This is a genomic window from Bradyrhizobium genosp. SA-3, assembly GCF_004212635.1.
Classification (GTDB): Bacteria; Pseudomonadota; Alphaproteobacteria; order Rhizobiales; family Xanthobacteraceae; genus Bradyrhizobium.
The window spans coordinates 1-22,965 of sequence record NZ_PSRT01000076.1 but is presented as its reverse complement, the minus strand read 5'-3'; the positions used below and the strand labels follow the sequence as shown (position 1 = coordinate 22,965).

17 protein-coding genes and 6 pseudogenes are annotated in these 22,965 nt (G+C 59.4%); 3 read left to right on the top strand and 20 right to left on the bottom strand.

Annotated features, from left to right (window positions below; translation table 11 throughout):
• Positions 1 to 8: 8 nt before the first annotated feature.
• The 4 genes and pseudogenes from CWO91_RS25070 to CWO91_RS43210 form a co-directional block, all read right to left on the bottom strand.
• Positions 9 to 284 carry a hypothetical protein gene (locus tag CWO91_RS25070; RefSeq protein WP_130217216.1) on the bottom strand — a complete coding sequence of 92 codons (276 nt, stop codon included), beginning with the start codon at positions 282 to 284 and terminating at the stop codon, positions 9 to 11.
• Positions 284 to 664, bottom strand: coding sequence for a hypothetical protein (locus CWO91_RS25065; RefSeq protein ID WP_130217215.1), 381 nt, complete (start codon positions 662 to 664; stop codon positions 284 to 286). The genes CWO91_RS25070 and CWO91_RS25065 overlap by 1 nt, the downstream gene beginning before the upstream one ends.
• A 157-nt stretch (positions 665 to 821) precedes the next feature.
• A complete protein-coding gene (locus CWO91_RS43785; RefSeq protein WP_245471358.1) occupies positions 822 to 1,391 on the bottom strand; it encodes an ABC transporter permease in 570 nt (189 codons plus the stop codon).
• 266 nt (positions 1,392 to 1,657) lie between these two features.
• Positions 1,658 to 2,013, bottom strand: a pseudogene (locus CWO91_RS43210) (ABC transporter permease); the annotation flags it as partial.
• A 527-nt stretch (positions 2,014 to 2,540) separates the two neighbouring features.
• Here CWO91_RS43210 and CWO91_RS25055 point away from each other — a divergent pair.
• Positions 2,541 to 3,059: pseudogene (locus tag CWO91_RS25055) on the top strand (transposase); the annotation flags it as partial.
• An 898-nt stretch (positions 3,060 to 3,957) separates the two neighbouring features.
• Here CWO91_RS25055 and CWO91_RS25045 read toward each other — a convergent pair.
• Together CWO91_RS25045 and CWO91_RS25040 are read right to left on the bottom strand one after the other, a co-directional pair.
• Complete coding sequence (locus CWO91_RS25045) at positions 3,958 to 4,278, bottom strand: non-heme iron oxygenase ferredoxin subunit (protein WP_165405686.1); 321 nt, start codon at positions 4,276 to 4,278, stop codon at positions 3,958 to 3,960.
• A gap of 130 nt (positions 4,279 to 4,408) precedes the next feature.
• Complete coding sequence (locus CWO91_RS25040) at positions 4,409 to 5,419, bottom strand: sterol desaturase family protein (RefSeq protein ID WP_130217213.1); 1,011 nt, start codon at positions 5,417 to 5,419, stop codon at positions 4,409 to 4,411.
• 190 nt (positions 5,420 to 5,609) lie between these two features.
• On the opposite strand from CWO91_RS25040, the pseudogene CWO91_RS45260 reads away from it, so the two are divergent.
• Positions 5,610 to 6,296 (top strand): annotated as a pseudogene (locus CWO91_RS45260) (S-(hydroxymethyl)glutathione dehydrogenase); the annotation flags it as partial.
• 211 nt (positions 6,297 to 6,507) lie between these two features.
• Here CWO91_RS45260 and CWO91_RS25030 read toward each other — a convergent pair.
• From CWO91_RS25030 to CWO91_RS24975, 12 genes and pseudogenes are all read right to left on the bottom strand, one after another.
• The gene (locus CWO91_RS25030) at positions 6,508 to 7,350 is read right to left on the bottom strand and encodes a sugar phosphate isomerase/epimerase family protein (RefSeq protein WP_130217211.1); all 843 of its coding nucleotides are present in this window, start codon (positions 7,348 to 7,350) and stop codon (positions 6,508 to 6,510) included.
• A 3-nt stretch (positions 7,351 to 7,353) separates the two neighbouring features.
• Positions 7,354 to 7,596 (bottom strand): hypothetical protein, encoded by a 243-nt coding sequence (locus CWO91_RS25025; RefSeq protein ID WP_165405685.1) that lies wholly within the window; start codon positions 7,594 to 7,596, stop codon positions 7,354 to 7,356.
• A gap of 972 nt (positions 7,597 to 8,568) precedes the next feature.
• Positions 8,569 to 8,740: pseudogene (locus CWO91_RS44455) on the bottom strand (IS256 family transposase); the annotation flags it as partial.
• 115 nt (positions 8,741 to 8,855) lie between these two features.
• A pseudogene (locus CWO91_RS44450) lies at positions 8,856 to 10,126 on the bottom strand (transposase); the annotation flags it as partial.
• A 49-nt stretch (positions 10,127 to 10,175) separates the two neighbouring features.
• Positions 10,176 to 10,724 (bottom strand): annotated as a pseudogene (locus CWO91_RS25010) (transposase).
• A gap of 5 nt (positions 10,725 to 10,729) precedes the next feature.
• Positions 10,730 to 11,965, bottom strand: coding sequence for an NAD(P)/FAD-dependent oxidoreductase (locus CWO91_RS25005; protein ID WP_130217207.1), 1,236 nt, complete (start codon positions 11,963 to 11,965; stop codon positions 10,730 to 10,732).
• A complete protein-coding gene (locus tag CWO91_RS25000) occupies positions 11,962 to 12,297 on the bottom strand; it encodes a hypothetical protein (RefSeq protein ID WP_130217205.1) in 336 nt (111 codons plus the stop codon). The genes CWO91_RS25005 and CWO91_RS25000 overlap by 4 nt, the downstream gene beginning before the upstream one ends.
• Positions 12,298 to 12,572: 275 nt before the next feature.
• Positions 12,573 to 13,379: an ABC transporter permease gene (locus tag CWO91_RS24995; protein ID WP_130217203.1), complete on the bottom strand. Its 807-nt coding sequence runs from the start codon at positions 13,377 to 13,379 to the stop codon at positions 12,573 to 12,575.
• Positions 13,376 to 14,278 carry an ABC transporter permease gene (locus tag CWO91_RS24990; protein ID WP_130217201.1) on the bottom strand — a complete coding sequence of 301 codons (903 nt, stop codon included), beginning with the start codon at positions 14,276 to 14,278 and terminating at the stop codon, positions 13,376 to 13,378. Before CWO91_RS24990 ends, CWO91_RS24995 begins: the two co-directional genes overlap by 4 nt.
• 9 nt (positions 14,279 to 14,287) lie before the next feature.
• Positions 14,288 to 15,415, bottom strand: coding sequence for an ABC transporter ATP-binding protein (locus CWO91_RS24985; protein WP_130217199.1), 1,128 nt, complete (start codon positions 15,413 to 15,415; stop codon positions 14,288 to 14,290).
• 211 nt (positions 15,416 to 15,626) lie between these two features.
• Positions 15,627 to 16,736, bottom strand: coding sequence for an ABC transporter substrate-binding protein (locus tag CWO91_RS24980; protein WP_165405684.1), 1,110 nt, complete (start codon positions 16,734 to 16,736; stop codon positions 15,627 to 15,629).
• Positions 16,737 to 16,766: 30 nt separating this feature from the next.
• Positions 16,767 to 17,009 carry a hypothetical protein gene (locus CWO91_RS24975; protein ID WP_130217195.1) on the bottom strand — a complete coding sequence of 81 codons (243 nt, stop codon included), beginning with the start codon at positions 17,007 to 17,009 and terminating at the stop codon, positions 16,767 to 16,769.
• 1,457 nt (positions 17,010 to 18,466) lie between these two features.
• On the opposite strand from CWO91_RS24975, the gene CWO91_RS24970 reads away from it, so the two are divergent.
• Positions 18,467 to 19,312 carry a CmcJ/NvfI family oxidoreductase gene (locus tag CWO91_RS24970; protein ID WP_130217193.1) on the top strand — a complete coding sequence of 282 codons (846 nt, stop codon included), beginning with the start codon at positions 18,467 to 18,469 and terminating at the stop codon, positions 19,310 to 19,312.
• Between the two features lie 305 nt (positions 19,313 to 19,617).
• Here the strand turns inward: CWO91_RS24970 and CWO91_RS24965 are convergent, their stop codons facing one another.
• A complete protein-coding gene (locus CWO91_RS24965; RefSeq protein ID WP_130217191.1) occupies positions 19,618 to 21,717 on the bottom strand; it encodes an acetate--CoA ligase family protein in 2,100 nt (699 codons plus the stop codon).
• On the bottom strand, positions 21,710 to 22,318 hold the full coding sequence (locus CWO91_RS24960; protein WP_349643587.1) for a glutathione S-transferase family protein: 609 nt from the start codon (positions 22,316 to 22,318) through the stop codon (positions 21,710 to 21,712). Before CWO91_RS24960 ends, CWO91_RS24965 begins: the two co-directional genes overlap by 8 nt.
• Between the last annotated feature and the right edge of the window lie 647 nt (positions 22,319 to 22,965).

Here is a 22,965-nt window from a genome sequence, read left to right as displayed (position 1 = left end):
CTAATCCTCTAAATGTGTGAACGCTTGTGCGTGGGTGCCGATCTCTGATGTCTGTGTCTGCGGCTATAGACGAACCGCACGCCCTCGTTGAAGCGAAGTCCGTTGCCACACATAATCTGCCTGATGAGCTCAGGGGTTTCCTCGCGGGCGATCCAGCCTTCCGCGATTAGTTCGGAGAGTGCCTGCACGATCCCGGGCCGCGCGACGACGGCATGTCCATAGATTGGCTCGATCGCAGCATAGTCGCGCCCGAAGGGGAACATCTTGTTGACCGGAACTGCCATCAGAAAACTCCTTCAGGCGCTCGCAGCCGGGTTGATAATCCATGCCCAGCACATGTCGATCGCTGCGTTCGGATAGTGGCGCAGCGCTTGGGCATAGCCGGTGTGGCGGATAGGTCCCAGTAGGGTGCGACCAGTCGGTATTTTGTCTTGCTTGAAAGATTCGGCCCGAGGAAGCTTTGCAGCTCGGCAACCGGCATTCCGGCAGCCACTAGATCGTCGGCAACGTAGAACGTGAACAGATACGTCCAGTCGTCACAAGGCAGGAATTGCGGATCGAGCACGCCGCAGAGGTGCCGGCTTTCCTCAATCAGATGCTCGTGGGTGTCGATGAACGGCGTCTGCTTGACCCACTGAGTGATCTGTCGGTCGAAGTTCGTCATTCTTTCCCTTCGGTCAGTGGTGAACCTGCCAGACGCGGCCGTCTCGAACGAGTGGCCTGATCAAGCGACTTTGCTGCGGCGGATGGTTTATGGCCATCATCCTGATCACGTATACGTTCTGAGATGGCATAAGGGTGTCATAACGTGGGAGTAGCCGTCAGGTGTTGCAAATGCCGCGCAGCCGCTTGGAGCGTCTGCGCAGCAGCTCGACTGTAGTCAGCATGGTCATGGCGAACAGGATCAGCACAGTGGCGGCGGCAATAATCGTCGGATTGATCTGCTCGCGGATGCCGGTAAACATGACCCTGGGCAGGTTGCGTTGTTCGGGGCCGGTCACGAAAATGGCGACCACTACTTCATCGAAGGAAACGATGAAGGCGAAGAGCGCCCCAGAGGTCACGCCGGGTAGAAGGAGCGGCAGGATGATCTTGAAGAAGACAGTGATCGGCGACGCGCCGAGTCCGGCGGCTGCGCGGGTGAGCGAGCGTTCGAAACCCGTCAGGGTCGCGGTCACAGCGATGACGACAAACGGCGTTGCGAACATGGTGTGCGCCAGGATCAGCCCGGTATAGCTATTGAGCAGCCGGATATCGGCATAGAAGAAATGCACGGCGACCGCTGTGATGACGACCGAGACGACCATGGGCGAAATCAATAGCCTCATCCCCGCCCTGCGCCAGGGGAAGTGCGGGCGACTGAGCCCAAGCGCCGCTAGCGTGCCTAGCATGGTCGACAGCAGCGTGGCCGACACGGCGACGAAGACGGAGTTGAGCAGCGCTCCCTGCCATCGATCGGTTAAGAAAAGTTCCTCGTACCGGCGCAGAGACAGCCCCGGTATTGGATAGCTGAAGAAGGGCACGGAATGAATGACAGCGGGATTATCACAAGAATCGGCGCGATCAGGAACAGCAGCACCGCCGCGCAGATCAGCCGGTGCAGATAGTACCACCCCTTCTCGAATGGTGAGGCAAGGCGAAAGCGGCCACGTTCTCGCCCCATCTTGAGCCGGTCGACACCAACCAGCTTGTTGTAGACGTAGTAAAGCAGCAGCGTCACGACGAGCAGGATCGAGCCAAGGGCCGACGCCATGCCCCAGTTAAGCTCCTCGTTGGTGTAAAGGGCAACAAAAGAGCTAATCATCTGATCATTTGGTCCCCCGATGAGCGCAGGGCTGATGTAGTAGCCCAGGCACAGGATGAAGGTCAGCAGGCAGCCGGCGGCGATCCCCGGCAGGGTTTGGGGGAAGTAGCCCTTCCAGAAGGCGTAGAATGGGCCAGCACCGAGCGAGCGGGCAGCGCGCGGACATAGCTGGGTGAGATTGTCTTCATCGTGCTGTAGATTGGTAGCAGTGTTAGCTTCTTGAACGCGCGGTCGATGCCGCAGGGATAAGCCTGCAACGCACCTCTGCGGTTGATCAAATGGCTCACGGTTTCCCCACCCGCGCTTCGACTCCGCGACCTTGTCCTTGAAGAAGGTCCTATTATTCACGCACACCTTATCGGGCCGGTAGAGGCGAATTCCTTCGATGTAGGGCGGCTTGAAGCAGAAATTCGGCGGCGAACTCGCAAACCGAAGCTTTTGTGATCTGCCGCCCGAGTCGACGCGTACAAGACAGAGTCAATGCCGAGGCCGCCGCGCTTATATTCTCGATTCTGCAGAATTTGGTCAGGCACAGAACTGCACGCAGGCGGCGCAACCATGGCGGAATTCGCAGTAAGTGTGGCTGCTGCTCCGACCTGCTTTTAGGTCAACCTCTTGGAAAACGAGCTATGCGGAAAGGTGGGTGATGGCGGAGTGAGATAGGGTGGCGTATCGAGGCGGTCGTCGAAGCCAGAACGTCTCAAGGAGAGCGAAACGCCAATAGTAGAGTGGCAATATTGTCCCGCCTCGTCAGCCCGACGAGATCGACGAACCATTGACCAATATCCTGCGCGCTGGTGCGCGGCAGCTTCTGGCGCAACCTGTCGAGGCCGAGGTCGAGACATTTCTTGCCACGGTGAAGGACTTGAAGCTTGCCGACGGACGCGCCGTGTCGTGCGGCATGGTTACGGCCCGGCGCGAACGATCCAGACGGGCATCGGCCCCGAGGCGAAGATTCGCGACCGCGGGGCGGCCGGGCGATGGCGGGCGGATCGGGTTCAGCTCGGCTGATTCTGCCGCTGCGGGCGCAGCGGTCCAGAAGTCTGGATGCGTTGTTGCCGGTTCTGTACTTGGCATCTCGACCGGCGATTTTCAGGAGGCGCCGACAGCCTTGCTGGGCAAGGACGCGCCGAACCTGTCGCCCGCGGTGATTTCCCGGCTGACGGCCGAGTGGCAAGGCGAGTACGAGCGCTGGCGGAGGCGCGATTTGTCGGCGCGACGAAACGTGTACGTGTGGGCTGACGGGGTCTTCCTGTAGGCCCGCCTGGTCGTGGATGCTGATGACTGTCGGCGTCACGCTTGTTGGTGGGCAGGGCGTCAACAAAGGCTATGCGCGAAGCCGCCTAGCGTTCTGCTCGCAGCTCGCAGCGCCGCCCTTGACCGCCTCCCCAAACGATCCAAGAGCTAAACGGCTCGCGGACGGACGGACTACGAGCGAAATTGGCGGCGATCCGCGATCGGAAAATTGTGTCGGCCTTGAATGTGTTGCATTGACCGGTGGCAGGTGAGAGACAACAGCGGGAAATATGGCGGGCCAGGTCGCGAGGAGGATTAAAGGTACTCGGCATCGAGCTTGCCCCGGCGGTCATTGCGCAGATAACTATTCTCCGCATGCACGTGGGAGGCAAGTGCTCAAGGCACTCTCGATGGGATCGTGCGCGCAATCCGGCTAGCCGGTTACATCGACTGCAGACCCGAGTTCGACAAGCGTGTTCATATGCTCGATACCGCATCGGCGTTCTTGATCCAAGTTGTCGGTGAGCGCGGCAGGCAAAGCCAGCTAGCGGTCGGCTGCGCGACGCTGCCGGCAACATCGCGAGGACCGGTCTGGCGCCATAGATAATCGGCTCAGAGTATGTCACGCCCGGCATAATCCACGCCCAAGCGAAAGCGCCGAAGGATGGTGCGGGGTGGAGCAGCGCAACGGCGTCCTTAGCATTGGGATCATAGGGCGCAAGCAACGGAGCAAACAGCGCAACCAGAACGCAGAATACCATCAAACACTGCCGACCAGTCCGCCCGATTCCGCGAGTCGGCCCACGGCACCTCGCGCTGTTGATCATAGTCGGAAGCTCAGAAATAGCCACTCAGCCAACCCTAACGCGCGGATTAACTGCTGCATCGATAATAGCTGCTTGCCGGCCCTAGCCCACTCAGATCTTGATGAAGACGGTGCCGCCCTCGACCCTAACCTCGTAGCTGCGTAGGTCGATGCATGCTGGCAGCGCGCGCGCCTCACCGGTCCTGTAATCGAAGCTTCCGAAGTGCTTAGGACATTCGATGATATGGCCATCGACAATGCCCGCCGCGAGATGGACTTTCTCGTGGGAGCAGTGACCATCAATCGCGAAGTAGCCGCCTTCCGGCGACCGAACAATCACAAACGAGCGTCCTGCGTGATCGAGCCGAAGCGCCTGTTCGGGCTCCAATGCATTATCTGAGCAGGCCGATATCCACTGTCCTTTAGCAGTCACTGGACTCCTCAGATTTTGGCTATCGATAGCGGCCGCGACGAGGATGAGATACGATCTGCGCCTGATGCAGGTCCACGGACCGGCACAAAGCCAAATTGGGGCACATATCACCCCTCTGTAGCCGCAACAATTAATCCGATACGCTGCGAACGTACTTCTTAGCCTTCAAACGCTTGTACATCGCCTCGTCGGCCTGCGGCGAACCGTCATGCGCCGTACCGAACCACTCGTCGAACGGAACCAACTTGCCGCCATAGTTCACCTCAAAGTACTTGTGGTGCAGGTAATGGCTGTAGCTCTCTGTGCCGATAAACTTCTCGTCGTTTAGTACGATCCGGTCGAACCCGAGATGGCCCCGCGCCGGTGACAGCACCAGATTCATAAGATAGAACATTGCGTGCAGCGGGTGCGAGGGCACGACGAAATAGATCAGCACGCCGGAGAAGTAGATTATGTGCTCAAACGTGTGCATCGACAGGCCAGACCAGGGACCCGGATTGACGTTGTTGTGATGCACCTTGTGGATGATGTGGTAGAGCGGTCCCATATGGATCAGGCGGTGGATCCAATAAAAGTGCAACGAGTCCCACATCGGCATGAGCAGCAACAGCGAGATGAAATAGACCGGATGTTGTCGAATATCGACATAAGGGATGTAGCCGTTGGCGAACATCCACCATGTGAACACCTCATAGGCCGTCCACACGGGCACGCCGCTGCACATCGTCCAGAACACATTCTCGGCGGTCTGACTTCCGAACATGAACGCTGAATTATCCGTGTCGGGCCATTTAGCGTTGTATTTAAAGTCAGCCTGCTGACGTCGCTGGACGTAAAGTAGGATATGCAAACTGCCATAGATCAGGAGTACCAGGGCCGCATTACGCAGGAGGATGAGCGAAACCCAGTGGACGCTGAACTCTCGCATTGTATTCAGCGAAGGCGTCAGATAGAGCCAAACGATCAACGAGGTCGCGAAGTAAATCGTATTCCACGGCCACAGATATCCTGGATAGCCGAACAGCCAGAGCAGGAACGCCTTCGGACGGACCGGCCAGACAAAGAGCGGTGCGCGCTCCGGCCGCTTGTTCGGTGTCCAGCCCCCCCGTTTGTCACGGGTACCATATTGGGTGTCATCCATGCCTCTCTCCAATTCTGACGGATCATCTCCAAGAGAGTCGGAGTCGCTGTCCTGCGCTGTTTGACCAGTCACGCAGACTATAGGTCAAATGTGATACAGCATCCCTGCCCATTTAAGAAAATAATGAGTTTTTCATGCGCGATTGCAGCCCTTCTCGCCGCAATCCGACGAGGAGGCGGTGCTGGAGGCCGTCGAGATCAAGGCCGCCGGCATCTCCCCACTGAGCTTACACGTTCGAGGGCTTCGGCGGCGAAGGTATCTTTTCCGTTCATTTTCGTCATGAGGATGCCGGCGTTACCCACGAAATCGGCGCAGGCGTGACCTCGGTGAAGTTGGGCGATCATGTCATCCCGCTCTTCACACCGGATTGCCGGCAGCGCAAAAGCTGCCCAGCCAGAAGACCACTCTGCACCACGATCCTCACATGCAAGGCAAGGCGTAATGCCCGACGGTATCTGCCGCTTCACCTACAGAGGCAAGCCGATCTATCATTGCAAGGGCTGCTCGCCCCCTTGAAAAGGGGTTGCTAAACGGCTGCGGCGCGGGCGCGGTCGTCAACAGGCGAAGGTCACGCCGGGCTCGAACGTCGTGGTGTTCGGCATCGCCGGCATCGGGCTTAACGTGATCGCCAAGGGGGCAGCGCCGACAGATCATCGCGTCGACATCAATGAGGCCAACAGGGAATGGGCTCCTAGAACTTCACGATGCTGCCGGAGATCGCGGTCGACAGGATCCGCAGGGACCCCGCAAGTTCGGCATCACGCATTTCGTCAACCCGAAGAAGATCACTAGTGACATCGTCCAACACCTCGTCACCCAGACCGACGGCAGCATCGACTACACCTTCGAGTGCACCCGCGACACCACCTGTCGCCGGACCAGCGCACCGCGACGAACCGCTTACCGGCATTCGCCGATGCATTGCCCGTGGAGCGGACGGATGGCACGACACACCCGCCACCCTTTCGAGCGGGACACAACTGACTTACGAACGACAGCTGGTTATGAGCGCCTCACCTAGAGAACTGAGCGTTTCGGTCGTGCCAGGGAGCAGTTTCAGGCAGCACGCAGATACTTGCAGTTCGATCTCACGGCTCTTTAGCGATCCGATTCCACAAGGACCGAATCATGTCTTTCATAAGCAACGCGTCCTGCCAACGATCGGATAGTTCTTTGCCGTCCGGACCTGTGATGGCATAAGGTGCCGGACCCAGTTCACAGAGGAAAGTCAGAGTCGCATCCGGCGTGGCGCGCCTCTTCCAGGAGCGCATCCCGTATTCCCACCAACCCATGAACAAGGAAACCAAGTCCTTGTGCTGTGGAAAGCCAAGGGAAACCTGAATCTGCTCTCGACTGGCGATGCGGCCGTGAATGCCCCAGGCGTTGTCGAGAATGCGGTGGATCAGCGCGTGGTTGGTGTCATCGACTGGTGAGGCAAATTCGCGGCCAACCAAATAATGCGAGACATCAGCCGTCAGCCGCAGATCGGGAAAGCAATCGAGAAGCTGGAGCGTAAAGAACAGATCGGTCGTCATGCGGTCGCGATGGGTCTCGATGTGCACGGCGACGCCGCTCTGTTCCGCCAGCCGCCGCCAGCCTTCAAGTAGAGGAATGCAGGCCTCCAGCCGTCGTGGCCGAACATCCGGCTGCAGGTTGATGTGATCGGCGCCGAGCCGCGCCACCAGCTCAAGCACCGGCTTTAATTCATCGACGGTCTTCGGATAGCACTGCGCCTGCCAGATCATACCATGCGAGCTCAGGAAGCGTGTCGCCTCGGCTGCAAAGACGGGGTCCACAAAGCGCACTCCAGCACCGTCAAATCCAGCATCGCGGATGATCTCGAGCTGCCTCTGCAGCGGCCATTCCGGAGTGTCGGCCAGCCGCCGCTCCATCGCCCAGAGCGACTGCAGGACTCGCAATTGCTGGGCCATTCGTCAGGTCCCCGCCCAGAGCCTACTACTCGTGGTCGTGTGCGAGACGATATCGTCGTTCGGACTATCCACCGTACGACTCGGCTTGAGATTGTAAAAATCAGCGTGCTCGGTCACCTTGGCCGCACTCGCAGTGAGCCCGGCCAGTACTATCCCGGGGGCCTGAGTCATATCCTTGTCGAGGATCTCGGGAAGTACGCTTACCCTATCGCGCACGTAGGCCTCAACCGAGTCGTCGGACATCACGCCTTTCTCCTTTTCTTAGCTGGGTTAGAGCGTCACGCGAGGGTATGACGCGCTGTCGTTCTGACTAAACACGACGGCGATTCCGTTGTCGCGGGGACTTCTCGGTTAAGCTCATAGCTGATGTCGAGAATGAACACCGTCTGCTGAACGACGTTTCATCTTACCTTCGCCGAAGATAACGTAGGCTCACGTTCGTTCCTTGCAATTTTCGCGCGGCATGCGCCGAAATTCAGCAAAGTACGGTGCAAATCGGTGCGACTCAGCCCGTTGAATTCTATCAGCCGCAAGCCGTCCGACGATTGGAGATTCCAAAAAGGCGGGCCCCGGCAAGACGAGGCCGTTAGGCATACCCTCGGTCTACGACGGGTGTGTCAGCAGGCGCTGGTCAATCGCTTGGAGCCGATTTTTGAGAAGGTGTTCTCACGGAGTTCTTGATGGAGCCGTTCCAGATTCTCATCCAGACGGGTCTCGAATTCCTCGATGGTCACCTTATCTGCGCCGCTTGCCCTTTGATTGGCGCGAACGCGCTGCCCACGCAAGCTTCAGGTTCTTGCGTGAGTAGACCTTGCCCACCAGAGAGTGGACCTTCTGCTTCCGCGCTTACCAGATGATCGGGTAGTTTCCTCGACGCGTGACGTTCGGGTCTTCACAAAGGGACCATTCCATCTTCACGCTTGTTGCTCATCTATCGCGAACTATCCTGCCTCGATCCTTTCACGAACGTCCTTCCCCGAACCACTCTCGATCCGCCGTTGCTGGTCACGCGAGTTGTTCGTCTCGCGCTTCAGGTACTATTACGTTCTCCGGCTTCTGCCTGTGCATCACTTCTCACTTCGCTTCCGCTTATAGGGTCACCTACCCGGTTGCTGGCCGGGAACAGACAGGTCTCCTGGGGTCACGCATGAATCTTCCGTATCGTGCCGTCAGCAAACACCTTGGTACGATGGGTGAATGAGTAACGCCTTCGCTCTCGAGGAAGGCGGCAAGCTTGGATAGCTTGGGACGGAGCTGGGCGGCGACCTTTCGCCACTGCGCTCGTGCGGCCTCGGCGTCGTCCTGGGCAAACGCGCCGAAGATGAAGCCGGACGACGCCCCGCCCGCTCTTGCCGGCATGCGCGAGGCCGTTGCGCATGAAGTGGACGAGGGTCGTTGAAGAAGTGGCCGATAGATTTCGCGCTATGCAGCGATCAGCCCTGTCATGGCGGGGTCGGCTCAAAACTCGCGATTCGATCTGAGGACTACAACCGCACTACAGCGATAATCCAACGGAGAGTAAATGCAACGAGAGCGGCTGCCAGCCGTTTGAGGTTTATAGCGGCCGCCGTCAAGTGGGCCTGGATCTTCATGTTGGCGAGACCGCGCCGCACAGCGCAGCAAGCCGTGCCAGGTTTTGGCCTCGCCGTGGAAGCCTTCGGGACGCCAACGGTGGCGTTGATAGGGCCGTTGATCCTCTTTGCTCCATCGCTCGCCGGCGTCGGACATGGAGCAAGACAGGGTAGTCATCGCTGAGAACGACTGCCTTGTTGACCGCCCCTTCGATAGGCGGTAGCCCTTGAGCGGACACTGGGCGCAATCCTTCCTTCGAATAGAAGAACGGCCGTGCTTGATGGGCCGCACGGGGCGCAAGATACGCCCTCGCGAGCACCTCAAGAGATCGTGCTTGCGTCGTAACGAAAGCGTCTTAGCGGTACGCGGCTCTTGATCGGCTTTGTCTTGGCCGGTGTCAGCGCATCGATGCCTCGCCGCTCAAGAGCGCCATGACCTCCGCATAGGCATAGCTGGCATCCGCCGTGACCGTTTTAGTATCGATTCCCGTCATGCCGTCGACTTCGTCCACTTGCGGCGCGATCATCTCGCCTTTCGTTCGTTTGTCCAGTCGTGACCGCGACGTCGAGAATGACTCTGACCTTGTCATCGACTGTAGCGTGTTGCTTGTAGGTGCGCTTCAGTCGCCGGTTGCGGGCATTCGCAGCCATCGTCGCATCGGGATCGGTCGTGCAGGCCTTCTTGTATTTGCCGCTTTGCCGCCCTTTTTCTCGATCTCGGTCTCCGCCTGATCCTCGCTCAGCACATTCTCCACGTGCCAGTCGGCGAGCCTCTCCCAACTCACATTGGCGCGGATCAGCGAGGCATCGATGTGGACCACTTCGACGGTAGCGATCTTGGCCTTGGCAAGCCTCGACAGCCCGCTTGAAGATCCGGCGGAACCGCTCTTCGCCCCAGCGCTGACGAATGCGTGTCAGTCTCGAATGGTGCGGCATCTGGTCATGCAGACCGTAACCGGCAAGCCAGCGAATGGCGATGTTGATTTGGGCCTCAAGTCTACGATCCTGGACGACGCCGGAGCCGACCGACGAGCATTAGCCGTACCGCCACTTGGGGATCGATGCCGGGCCGGCCGTCGTTGGCGCAATAACAGTCGGTAACCTCTGGTCGAGTACACGATTTGACCCGCACCAGCACGTGCTCGTCACCTGAGCGGACCAGTAATGAAGAGCTCCAACTGATCCCGCTCCTTGTGCCCCAACATCCAACCGCTCCGCCGATTGCGAAGACGAGAAGGGAACAACCAATTCCATCTATTTCAACGGCCCCAGGCGGCAACGCTGCCAACTAGCGTTGAGCACCTTGGCGACAGTGGCCTTGATGCCCTCATGGGCATCAGACACGACCAGCTTGGCGCCGCGCAAGCCGCGTCGTGCAAGCCTGCGCAAGAACGCCGTCCAGAACGTCGCGGCTTCGGAAGAACCAATGTCCATGCCGAGAGTTTCGCGCCGGCCGTCACTGTTGACGCCAACCGCGACAATCACCGCGACCGCGGCCCGGCTGGCGCACCTTCACGTAGGTCAGGTCGATCCACAAAGGGGCCAGTCGCCCCGATACGGAAAGGCGAGGAACGCCTTCACCTTGTCGTCGATCTCGGCGCAGAGCAGTCTCACCTGGCTCTTCGAGATGCCGCTCATCCTCATGGCCAGCACCAGATCGTCGACCGAGCGGGTCGAGACGCCCTGCACGTAACCTTCCTGTACCACAGCGTTGAGCTCGTTCTCGGCCGTGCCATGGGCTCCAGGCGCAACAGTCCCAAGCCAGCCATAGGTACTCTTTGTGCCTCCGCCTGCACATTGCAGGAATGCTAAATCAAGAGAGACTTCATACCAATCGCTGGATCTGCGAGCGCCTTAGCCTTAGGAGCAAGCTGCCTGCCTATCATTATCTCGGCGAAACGTATTTCCTTGGCGATCGTACCGCGGCTACCGAAGCCGCATGCGGCGACCAAGCGTCCGTCGGCGGCCAGATGGAAGAAGAGCCGGTCCTTCGCGCCAATATTTCTGGCTACCAAGACGTCCTCTTCACAGCAGAGACCGGCGACTTGGAGCGTCTCGTCGTATTGATCCGACCAGAACCACGGCACGTTCTCGTAGGGACGGTTCGCGCCCAATATGTTGGCTGCGGCCGCTGCACCCTGTTGCCACGCGTTACGCCATGCCTCCACCCTGATCCGCTTGCCGTAGAGCCGATGCGGGAACGAACAGCAGTCGCCTGCCGCGAAGATGTGGGGATCCGAGGTAGTCAGCATCTCGTCAAGCACGATGCCGTTGTCGACTGTCAACCCAGCCGCTTGCGCGAGTTCGACGTTTGGCACGACGCCGATCCCAACGAGCACTAGATCCGCGAGGTGCGTGCGGCCGTCTGCCAGCAGGACCCTAGAGCGCCGTCCATTCACGTCGATACGCTCGACCATTGCGCCGGTCTCGATGCGCACGCCCGCATCCTCGTGCTTGGCCCTGACGAGGTCGGCCAAGGGCGCCGGGACTGCCCGCGTCAGTAGCCGCGTGCCGGCCTCAACCACTGTGACCGAAGCGCCTCTCGATACAGCGCTCGCAGCAACTTCGAGCCCGATGAAGCCGCCGCCAATGACGACCACTTCGCACCCTCGCCCAATCATTCGGCGAATAGCCAACGCGTCCGCATACGTGCGCAACGTCGCCATTCTGCTTCCTGGCGCGACCGGAACGGTCAATTTTCGAGGGCGGGCGCCGGTGGTCAGCAGGAGCCGTTCGTAGGCCAGCTGGACCCCGTTGGAGAGTGTGACCGTGTGTGCCCCGCGATCTATCAAGTCGACGTTTCGTCCGGCGAAGTAATTTATTGCCAACTCTGCGAGGCGCTCGGGATTGACGAGAAGCTTGGGTCCAGGATCCGTCTCCTCGACCAGGATCGCCTTAGACAGTGGCGGTCGTTCATATGGCAACATAGCTTCGTTGCCGATCAGAATGACTGGGCCCCGCCAGCCGCCCTCGCGCAAGGCAATCGCTGCGGCCGTTCCGGCCTCGCCCGCACCGACGATAACCATTGCGGGTTCGTCGCTCAAGCGACCGCTCCCTGTGCGAGAGATTGCGCCTCGGCGCACGGAAGCGCCTCGATCGACATACCGTGGTCGCTTGCGACCCTGATCCAGCCTTCCAGCAGCGATACGCAATCCTCGATGCGGCGTAGGCGGAGGTCGGGCTCAAGGTCCATATGCAAGGCGCCGAGCTGCCCACCACCGAGATCGATGCCGGCTTTTAGATCATCGATCGTTCGCGGGAAGCACGCGCCTCCGACTGCCAGTCCGGTGCCGGACAGGGCGCACGCGATCAGGACGACACGCGCGGGATTGATGCACGACATCTTGATGCGGCCGAATCCTGCTTCCCTGATCATCGTAGGGTTGTGTTCGATCGAGCCTTGATGCCGACGAGATGGCGCCGTGCGATCTCCCAGAGTGCCTCCGGTACAATCAGGCTCTGCTTCGACACGATGCTGTTCCCCGCGCTGGCCGGCTCTAGATAAAGACAATGTTCCTCTCGACCTTCATCTCATAACTGCGCGGGTCGTTGCGTGCAGGCAACGCCCTTGCCTCGCGTTTCGGTCGCCTTTAGCCATCGAGTCAACATCGAAAGCCGCATTTTTTTCTCACGAAGTGGGGAAGTTTACTTTCAGACAGTTCGCAGTTGCTCGGTGCGCTTACGTAAGAAATGTGCGGCGACAAGCATCACAGCTGCCAGAACGATCGTGAGCGTTGAAATAGCCGCAATCGTGGGATTGATCTCGTAGAGCAGATCGTCCCACATGCGTCGCGGCAACGTCACGGCGCCGGATCCTGACAGAAACAGTGCCACGACCAACTCATCAAAGGAGGTGATGAACGCGAATAGCGCGCCAACAAGAACTCCCGGCCGAATCAGTGGCAGTGTCACCTGCCAGAATGTGCCGCTGGGCGTGGCTCCCAGACTGAGCGCCGCTTGTTCAAGCCGATGATCGATGCCAGCAAGGCTGGCGCTGACGCTTGTCACCACAAACGGCACGGCGAGGCAGGTGTGCGCCAGCACGATCGCGATCGGTGTCCCGACAAGTCCGTAGCGAGAGTAGACGTAGTAGATACCGATCGCCAACACGATCACTGGCACGATCATCGGCGATAGAATGAGGCCGGTCGTAAGGACGCGCAAAGGCGGTGGCAATCGGGTAATGCCGATAGCGGACAAGGTTCCGAGCGTCGTCGACAACAGCACCACGCATGCCGCGATCCAGACGCTGAGCCAAGTGGCTTCCATCCACTCGGCGTTGCCCAAATAGGCGACGTACCATTTGAAGCTGAAGGCGGGCGGTGGGAACGTCAGGTAGCTCGCCGAGGAGAAGGAAACGAGACAAACCACGACAATTGGAAAGGCAAGGAACAGTAGGAGCAGTCCGACAATTGTGCCCCGCAGCAGCCGGATCGGCCAGCGTGATGCAGCGCTCATCGCAAGTTCATCCGGAATGCACTGCCGACTCCCAGCAACCGGCTGGCTAGCCCAATGAGGCCAAGGGCTGTTGCGAGCAACACGGCCGAGAGCGTCGCAGCATTACCCCAGTGGAGCTGACCGACCTCCTGAGCAATCAGCATTGAGATCGTAATGTCACGCGAGCTGCCCACTAAGACAGGCGTGATGTAGAATCCGAGGGCCAGCACGAACACGAGCACCACGCCAGCGGCGACGCCGGGCATCGAGAGGGGGAGAATGACTTGCCGGAACGTGCCCCATGGCGTGGCACCCAACCCAGAAGCGGCACGCGCCAGCGACGGATCGATCTGCCGCAGCGCATTGGCGATCGGCAGGATCATGTACGGCAGCAAGATGTGTGTCATGGCAATCTCGGTTGCGAGGGTCGTGTTTAGCAGCTGGATCGGGTGCTCGACCAAACCAAGCGCCAGCAGCGACTCGTTGATCAAGCCACGGCGACCCAGCAGCACCATCCACGCGTAGCTTCGCACTAGCACGGACGTCCAGAACGGCAACAGGATGACGATCAGGATCAACGGGGCGCTAAAGCGGGCGCGACAGAGCGCCATTGCCACTGGGTAGGCCAGCACCAGTGTGGCGAGCGTAACCACGAATGATGTCCTGAGCGTAATCCAGAAGACTTTAAGGAAGAGGACGTCGCCCGGCAGAGCCGCATAGTGGTCTAACGACCAAGTGGGATCGTTTAAGCTGCGCAAGAGCATCGACGCGACGGGCACAGCGTAGAACGCCAGCATAAACAGTAGCAGTGGGAGCACGAGCATTTGTGGAACGCTTGCCTTGAGTGCTCTATAGCACCAGCGCTTTTCGCTCGGACCGACCACGAAAGCCAGGCTTGCGGCCGTAGTTGTCTCAGCCATGGTCCGCCTCTATACCAAAACCGTATCTGCGACTGACCATGTGATGTCGGTACGCTCACCAACGGCTCGGCGGCGGGTCGCGGCACTCGATGGTTCTTTGAGGACCAAAGTGGCCCCGTCATCTGCCTTCAGCACGAAGCGGCAGCGCTCGCCAGTGAATACGGCCTCGGCCACGGTCACACTCATTCGATTGATGCCCGTTTCGGGGTCGGCGAGCTTATCGGCGAAGCGCAGGCGCTCGGGCCTTGTGGTCAGGGTAACCTTGGTGCCACTCGCCGGCCGTATTGATGAAACACCCCGCACCAAGCCGCCCCCACATTCCGCTACGACGATGCCGTCCTCGACGTCCCGTACGACCGCTGGCAGGAAATTCGATTCTCCAATAAAACCTGCCACGAAACGGTTGCAGGGCCGATCGTACAACTCCTCCGGCCTGCCAACCTGCACCACATTGCCTTCATTCATAACGGCAACGCGATCCGACATAGTGAGCGCTTCCTCTTGGTCATGCGTGACATAGACAAAGGTGATGCCCAGGTCGGTATGCAGCCGACGCATCTCAAGCTGGAGATTCTCGCGCAGCTGCTTGTCGAGGGCGCCAAGCGGCTCGTCCATCAAAAGCAGCCGCGGCTTGAAAACAATCGCGCGCGCCACCGCCACGCGCTGCTGCTGGCCGCCCGAAAGCTGGCGCGGATAACGTGCGCCATAGCCCGGCAGGCGCATCAGTTCAAGCGCCTCGCCGACCAGTCTCGCCCGCTCCGCCTTCGGCACACCACGTTGTTTCAACGGAAAGCCAATGTTCTCGGCTACGGTTAGATGCGGAAAGAGGGCATAGTTCTGGAACACCATTCCTATGTTGCGGCGATAGGGGGGCTTGGCGACCACAGACTCGCCGTCGATCGCTATGTCGCCGGCGCTGGGCTCCTGGAAGCCAGCGATCATCATGAGCGTGGTAGTTTTACCTGAGCCACTGGGGCCAAGCAGAGTGAGGAACTCGCCCGAGCTGACGTCGAGCGACACCCCATCCACAGCCATGACGCTACCGTACCCTCTCTTCAAGCCGGTCAGAGACACCGACGCGCCACGGCTACGATTGTCATTCCCGGACGAAGCCGGACGATTAAGCGCCTGCAACATTGAACTTAGGTCCGTCAAGTCAGCTTCATTTGCTATGAATTTATTCACCCAAGCTTGAGCTGTTAAGCGGCGGACGCAAACCCGCCCCGCCACAGGGCTCAGTTACGAGGATGAAGATGGCAGGCAGACAATCTAAGGTCGACCCCTGGGTCCGCCTAAACGACCTGCCCAACCAGTGAACTGCGGGTCCTTCGCCACAACAAAGAGCACCCTAGCCCAGCAGCCACTTACTGAACTTGTCGATGGCCATATCGCGATTGGCAGTCCACCAGTCGAAATTGTAGGGAATCAGCACTTTCCTGTTTTCGGGCCCACTCGGTAGAATGGCCAACCGCTCGGGTGGGATGTAATTGTTGGCCTTTTCATTGGTCACGCCGTACGGAATGATGAGCGCATATCGCGCCTGCGGGATTGGCATAGTCGCAAAGGCTAATAATTTCATGCCGTTGATCTTGTTCTTGGCGCCCTTTGGAATGCAATAGGGTGAATAGCTGATTATGCCTTGATTCCAGCAAATCGCCGCCGGCACGCCCTGCTGCTGCAAATCCGCCATCCGGCCGTTCCAAACCGTCGTCATAACAACCTCGCGGTCAGTCAACATCTGCGTCGGCTGGGCGCCGGTGGTCCACCATTTGACTACACTCTTCTTGATCTTGTCGAAGCTTGCCAGCGCTTTGTCGACGTCGATGGGATAGACTTTGTCAGGCGGCACGCCGGCCCCCATTAGTGCGAACTCCATCTCTGGAGTGAAACCGGCGCCGACGCCGTACATAGCTCGGGGGCCGGAGAACTTTTCGGTGTCCCAGAAATCGACCCAGGTTGCAGGTGCGGCGCCCTTGAAGGCGTCGGTTCGGTAGCCCATCACGACGGCGAACGTCTGGAAACCTACCGAATATTCGGTGCGGTACTCCTTTCCGACACCGTCATCAATCAGCGAGTAGTCGATCTTCTCGAAATAATCGCCGGCCTTCAGCAGAGTCGTCATCGGGCTACGGCCAATCGGAGCCAGGTCCCATTCGGGATTGCCAGCATCGACCATCGCCTTAACTTTTGCGATATCGCCGACGGGGAAGACGCGCACCTTGATGCCGGTTGCCCTCTCAAAGGGTTCGAAAAAGGCCTTTTGCTCTGCCTGCTGCCCGGCGCCGCCGAAACTGGCAACACGCACCTCGCCGGATCCCTTAAGGATATCAGGGACCGCGGTTTGCTCAGGCAAAGCCTGGGCATTCGCCGGCCGGATGACGAACGGAGCCGCGAGTCCGGCAGTGATCAGACCAACGACGTGACGGCGACTGATCGCCCGAATTGAATCTTTACCCACGAAATGCTCCCTCATTACCCCCCGCATTTATCAGTGCAGTTTCGGTATGTGCCGCTCACGGACAAAACACCCACGACCGAACGTCAGCTCTTCAATGAACTGATCAGCAGTTGCAACGCGCCTGCTGCGGCAGCGCAACCAACTGCCATCGATCGAGCGCGCCGGAATCAGCACGCAGATCAAGTCTCCACGCATCGAGACACGCTGGAATATCTTGGCAGGACGCCGCATCTCGGGAGGACGAATTGCCGGCATAGTAGAAATAGAGTTCATCTGTCGCTACTCCTCCCGGCTATTGCGCAGAATTTCTTGGGCGCCTACAGAGGTGGAGATGCTCCGGACCGTCTTGTTGGAAAACAACATTACACTTGCGCCTGGATGTTTTGCGCCAAAATGCACCGAGTATACGCAGTAGTTTACCGATCGAAGCGTTTCGAATGCAGTTTTTCACCGTCGCGTACCGCATATCTGTAACGTTTAAAAAAAATCGAAGGTACGCGCCGTCTCGTTTGTCTGGTTTCAGAAGGAGAGACAATGCATGACCAAGTCGAACCGCCGGCAGTCTCAGCCGCGTGGATGATCGCTTGACGGTCGCACTTGTGACCTGAGCAGCAAGGCTGCGGCCATCTCGAGGCGCTCGCTGGCGACCGCGGCCGCCATGGCAGCTCCAGGTTCGTGTTATTGGTCCGCCGTTGGAGGTGTGACCTCCACCTCGACGCTTTGAAGCGCCTGCTTGAATGCAAGGAAGCGACAGATTACGGAGGCTAAGACGGCCGCAACTTACGTTGCCTTTATTATTGAGCAGAAAGGAGCGAGTGAGGACGCGTCGCGAGGGGTCGCGCGCACTGACCGCCCTGAGCGAGAGTTTGCAACCGCGGCCGGTGCATGGATCTTATGAGGAAGGGCTAATGATTGGGCCAATAAGCGAAGGAGGAAGCGACTTGGCGTGGGCGCCACACTGCTGGAGTCGCGACTATTTGCCTAGCTGAAAGGCAGAAGGCGCGTCAAATCTGATACGACGTCCAATTCGCACCATCAGCCGACGCCAACCGTCGACCTAATTACGACGGAGCCTCTGCGTCGTTCGTCATCGCTCGGCGGCCGCTTAATCCACTTTGCTCGAGCAGATGCCCGTTCCCGAATCCTGAAGGGGCTCGGGAGAGCGAGAAGGTTCACCAGTTCCTCATGAATCACGCGAGAACTCCAGCCGATGGTCGAGGCGCGGCGTGGCTGGCGAAGCAAGTACATCCCCCGCATCGGTTGGCGCTGCTGCCAAGCGCCCCCATAAGAAGCAGATCGTGACCTTTGATGTCGACTGGTGGGACTCGGACGAACTTCAGTAAGCGGCTGTTGGGTGGTGCGCTCTTCGTTATACTCGGCGTGCCGAGGGTTCGACCTGTGCTAGCGTTGGCACGCCTGGTTTGATGGTCCCCGGAAGGGATTGCATCCACTGTGCAAAGATGAGCGCGCCGAGCGGCAGAGGTCGAGATACCGGTGTAAGAACGAGGTAGGACTTTTCGTCCCCAATGCTAATATCGGACAGTGCAACCAGAGTGTTCGCACGCATCTGGCACGGCACGACGTTGCGCGCGATCAGCGCGGCGCCTTCACCGGCTAGGCACGCCGCCAATACAAGATTGCCGTCCGGATAGACCGTCCCCGCGCCTCTTCCAGGCGTCGACCCCAAGCTCGTCAACCGCGACGTCATTATTCGTAACGCACGGCCGATCGTGAATGAGCTGTCGCTAGATCGTGAAGCCTTCATTTTGATTCAGCACAAAACTGCCTTTGCGAAAGAGCGTGACCCAGAGATCGTGCGCAACAGGTATGTGGAAGACGAAATGGTCCCGTTCATCAAGGACCGTTTCAAGGCATCGTGGGTCGTGTCGAAGCGAGATGCCGTCTTTATTCGCCGCGCCGGTGCGCCGGTGATCGCTGGAGATGTGACTTCCATTGTTGGAGTAAGGGCAGCATCAATCGGGGCCGCGCATATTGATTACGCACCGGTCGCCGGTCCTATGTTAGCGGCGCGGGAGAACCAAATGCGAGATCTTCCGATCCGGTTGTATTCTCGATTGATGATTATAAAAACGTGGCGCGCCGTTTCGCCGCCTCCTCAGGATAACTCATTGGCAGTCTGCGATAGCTCCAGCGTGCCTAACACCGATGTTCTTGCGCAGAGCTTCACAGACAAGCAAACCGGCGTGACTTGGCGCGCTCCCTACTACAATCCGCTTCATTGTTGGTATTACTTTCCGAATATGACACCGGACGAGCTCATTGTGTCTAAGAGCTACGATTCAGAACAAAACTGCAAGGTGATACATTCGGGCTTTGACAATCTGCGCGCATCCCAATGCAAGGCCTCGCGAGAGTATCGAAGCCCGCTTCTACGTCTACTACGATTGAGTGTGGAGGATCATTGTATCGAGCGCCACGTTGCGGGCGACAAGCGTCGTGTTGAGCCCACGCTTTCCGCCGCGGCGCGCTTATCATCACGGAAAGGTGCAAGTCCTGCACGCACGCTGAAAGATGCAACGAATCCTGCCGCTCCGTTAGGTCGCCGAGGTAACTAAGCTCGCGAGCGAAACAAAACATTTGAACGTCGTCTTCAGCTTGGCAAATACCCCGGACACCAGCTTTCGTTTACAGTGCCCGAAGCACGTTTATTTCGGTTTCGGCGTATTGGAGCTCTCCCACACCCTCGGTCGCGTCGGGTGCCGCGTCGTATAGTCGGACGTTGAGGCCATTGAGAATGAACTTCGCGGCCCGGGCTCCGCCGATAATACCACCGCACGGCACGCCCTCCCTCGCGGCAACCTGCCGGACATTATCTTTTCAAGCATTAATTTTGATTTCTCTGACTTGAGTGGCAATGATATCAGCCATTACTGCTTGCTCCTTTGTTGTTTCCAAGCACCAACAGCGCGTCAGCGATCCATGCGCCCTTGCCTTGTGCGCCTTCCGCGCACACGATCAGCGGATTGACGTCGAGTTCTTCAATCTCGTCGGCATGTTTTCTCACGAACTCAGCGATGCCCACCATGGCGTCGATTGCCGCCTCGACATCGGCCATCGGTCTGCCGCGATAGCCCTTGAGCAGCGGATATAGCTTCAGCCCGCGCAGCGCCGCATTGATGTCCTCGCGTGTCGCCGGCAGGAGCAGGGTCACGCTGTCGCGCAACAGTTCAACCATCACGCCGCCCGCGCCCAGCGTCATCACCGCGCCGAACACCGGGTCGCGGGTGAAGCCGATGATCAGTTCGGCCACGCCCTCGCGCACCATGCGTTCGACGTAGAGGCCGCTGCCAAGTCGGGACAGATCCTTGGCGGCATTGCCAACGGCTTCGGCGTCCTTCAGGTTCAGACGCACCGCCCCGGCTTCTGACTTGTGCGCCACACCCAACGCCTTCAGCGCCACTGGGAAGCCGAGCGCTTGCGCCGCGGCCACCGCGTCCGCGGCATTACCAGCGCGTTTGCCTTCGGGCACAGCAAGGCCGGCCTCGATCAGCTTTGCCTTGGCGCCGGCTTCATCGAGCGTGATACGTTCGCCGCGTGATCGGCAGCTTGCTGCGATGTCGACCGGCCGGGCGAGAGGCTCGCGCCAAGCCGCGCCGATGGTGGAGGCCGCCTGAATCGCATCCATGGCTTCCGGTATACCGAGGAGCGGAACGACCGCTCTTTCCATCAGGTCGATGGCGTACTCCTCCGGCATGTTCTCGGGCAACGAAGTCACGATCGCACCCTTGGCATTGTTGGCCTTGAGCGCCGCTTCGAAGGCGCGAGCGTTCGGGAACCGGTTGGTATTTGTGCTGCGGTCGGAACGCGGATAGTCGAGCACGAGCATATTGAAGTCGAACCCACCCGACACCATGGCGGTGAAGATCTCGGTCATCGCGGGCTCATTGCCCCAGACGAAATTCTGGTAATCCAGCGGGTTGGCCACAGCTACAAAAGGGCCGAGCGTCGCTTGGACGCGGGCTCGGTGCTCGTGGGTCAGTTGCGGGAAATACAGCGGGCGTCCCACCGCAGCATCGCCCATCAATGAGGCCTCGCCGCCCGAGCAACTCATCGACGAGATCCGGTAGCCGGGCAGCGGCCCAAATATGTGCAGGAGCTTCAGCGTCTCAATGAATGAGGAAAGGGATTCGACGCGCGCGATGCCCAGCCGCTGCAGGAAGGCGCCGGATGCGGCATCGGAGCCCGCCAGCGACGCCGTATGCGAAACGGTCGCCTCCTGCGACTGCTCGGAACGACCGGCTTTCATCGCGACGATCGGCTTTTTCAACTGCCGCGCCCGAGCCGCCAGCCCTTCGAAGCCGGCGATGGAATCGAAGCCCTCGATATGCAGGCCGATGGCGGTGACGCGATCGTCCTCGATCAGACCGAGCGCGATTTCGGAAACGCCAGTCTGCGCCTGGTTGCCCGCGGTCACCAGGAAGGCGAGAGGCAGCCCACGCCTCTGGTGCGTCAGGTTGGCGGCAATGCTACCCGACTGCGTGACGACGGCGACGCCGCGGCCGCCCTCCGCCAGCCTAATCCCGCCATGAGAATCCGCCCACAGAAGCGCGCCATCGGCATAGTTGACTATACCGTTGCAGTTCGGGCCGATGATCGGCATAGCGCCCGCGGCGGCAACAAGCTCGGCCTGAAGTTGCTCGCCGACGTTGTCATGAAATGCGGTTTCCCGAAAGCCGGCCGCATAGCACACCGCACCCCCAGCACCGCGTTCGGCCAGCTCCCTAACAACCTCGATCGTCAGATGCCGGTTGACACCTACCCAAGCTGCGTCAGGCACGCCGGGCAGATCCGCCGCCGAACGGTAGGCCTTGCGGCCTGCAACCTCGTCCTTCGTGGGATGGACCGGCCAAATCTCACCGGCAAAGCCCATCTCACTCGTGTACTGAATGACATTGCGCGCCAGCCGGCCGCCGAACACAGCGAGCGATCTTGGGCGCAGAAGGCGATCCAACTTATTCATCGCGCGGCGTAGTCGCGCCGAACGCGGGCACCGCTTCGGCGAAAGCGTCGTGCCATGAATGTAGACGCGGATGTTTCTCCCGCCAGCCGCCGTCAAAACGAAAATCGCGGTAGCCAAGCAGGCAAGCGAGCGTTATTTGACCGACATCGGGCATGGCCGTTACCGGCGGGGGCGCTGCTTCGGCTGAAGCAAGAACACGCGCAATCTTTCCGGCCTGTCGCTCAACATAGCGGGCAGAGTGGTGCTCAGCAGGCCGATAGAGACTCTCAGCCCTGATGAGTAGACAGGCATCAAGCGCCCCGTCGCACAAAGCCTCCAGCGTCAGCGCCTTGAAGCGCGCCTCGGGCTCGCGCGGGACGATACGTCCGCCGCCGGCGAGATGATCGAGATATTCGAGGATCACGGGCGAATCGTAGACGGGGATACCGTCGTCGCGCACAAGCGCCGGAACCTTGCCGAGGGGATTGGCCCGCACCAACGGATCGGCGACATCATTGAGATCGGGTTTGCGGGTTTCGACGCGATCGGCCAGACCGAGCAGCTGGAGTGCCATGCGCACCTTGCGTGTATAGGGCGAGGAGAGGTACGAATGCAGGATCATTATGTGACAAACTCCCGTTCGGCGATGACGGCTGAGCCAAGTTTAGGATAGATGAAATGCTGCGCGACGAGCTTACTTTGAAAGCGCCCCGAGTTGATTACTAGCTTGTTCCAGCGTCGTGCGACTGCAAAAACGGAGGCCTCCTGGATGGAATCCTGCAAATGTGGCGCTGTCCTCATGCCGCGCGTTCACTGCCGTGAATGGTGAACGGCATAGAAGATATTCGCTCGGGACGGTTATCTCCGCGATGAAGACGGCCCCTAGCGCTGACCGTCAGTAGCAGGCGATTATCGGGCCCGACATTGGCCCGCTCACAAACGAATAATGTGCTGGTGTGCCCCAGTCGCTCATGACCTACGGCAACGAGCAGGATGCCCCAAGCCTCGCAAATTCGAATTGTCTTCGTAGCACAAGAGCCAGGCACATCGAGCATTCCGCGTCCCTAGCATCAGTGCCACCACGACAAGAGCGGCTGGATTCCTATTCGAGATGCAGACTCGAGTACCGCGCTCGTCGGCAACAAGAACAAGGCGCTCCTCAGCCAGGCAAATACTCGCGACTCCAGCGTTCGCTCACAGCGCCCTGGTCAAGCAAAGTGTCTATTTCGGCTTCGGCGTATCGCAGCCCTCGCGACTGTCGGGCGAACC

What these genes read in the sequence shown, in the direction of transcription:
- CWO91_RS25070 (WP_130217216.1), bottom strand. Translation starts at nt 284, where the DNA reads ATGGCAGTTCCGGTCAACAAGATGTTCCCCTTCGGGCGCGACTATGCT.
- CWO91_RS25065 (WP_130217215.1), bottom strand. Translation starts at nt 664, where the DNA reads ATGACGAACTTCGACCGACAGATCACTCAGTGGGTCAAGCAGACGCCG.
- CWO91_RS43785 (WP_245471358.1), bottom strand. Translation starts at nt 1,391, where the DNA reads ATGCTAGGCACGCTAGCGGCGCTTGGGCTCAGTCGCCCGCACTTCCCC.
- CWO91_RS25040 (WP_130217213.1), bottom strand. Translation starts at nt 5,419, where the DNA reads ATGGATGACACCCAATATGGTACCCGTGACAAACGGGGGGGCTGGACA.
- CWO91_RS25030 (WP_130217211.1), bottom strand. Translation starts at nt 7,350, where the DNA reads ATGGCCCAGCAATTGCGAGTCCTGCAGTCGCTCTGGGCGATGGAGCGG.
- CWO91_RS25000 (WP_130217205.1), bottom strand. Translation starts at nt 12,297, where the DNA reads ATGATCAGGGAAGCAGGATTCGGCCGCATCAAGATGTCGTGCATCAAT.
- CWO91_RS24995 (WP_130217203.1), bottom strand. Translation starts at nt 13,379, where the DNA reads ATGAGCGCTGCATCACGCTGGCCGATCCGGCTGCTGCGGGGCACAATT.
- CWO91_RS24990 (WP_130217201.1), bottom strand. Translation starts at nt 14,278, where the DNA reads ATGGCTGAGACAACTACGGCCGCAAGCCTGGCTTTCGTGGTCGGTCCG.
- CWO91_RS24985 (WP_130217199.1), bottom strand. Translation starts at nt 15,415, where the DNA reads ATGTTGCAGGCGCTTAATCGTCCGGCTTCGTCCGGGAATGACAATCGT.
- CWO91_RS24975 (WP_130217195.1), bottom strand. Translation starts at nt 17,009, where the DNA reads ATGAACTCTATTTCTACTATGCCGGCAATTCGTCCTCCCGAGATGCGG.
- CWO91_RS24965 (WP_130217191.1), bottom strand. Translation starts at nt 21,717, where the DNA reads ATGAATAAGTTGGATCGCCTTCTGCGCCCAAGATCGCTCGCTGTGTTC.
- CWO91_RS24960 (WP_349643587.1), bottom strand. Translation starts at nt 22,318, where the DNA reads ATGATCCTGCATTCGTACCTCTCCTCGCCCTATACACGCAAGGTGCGC.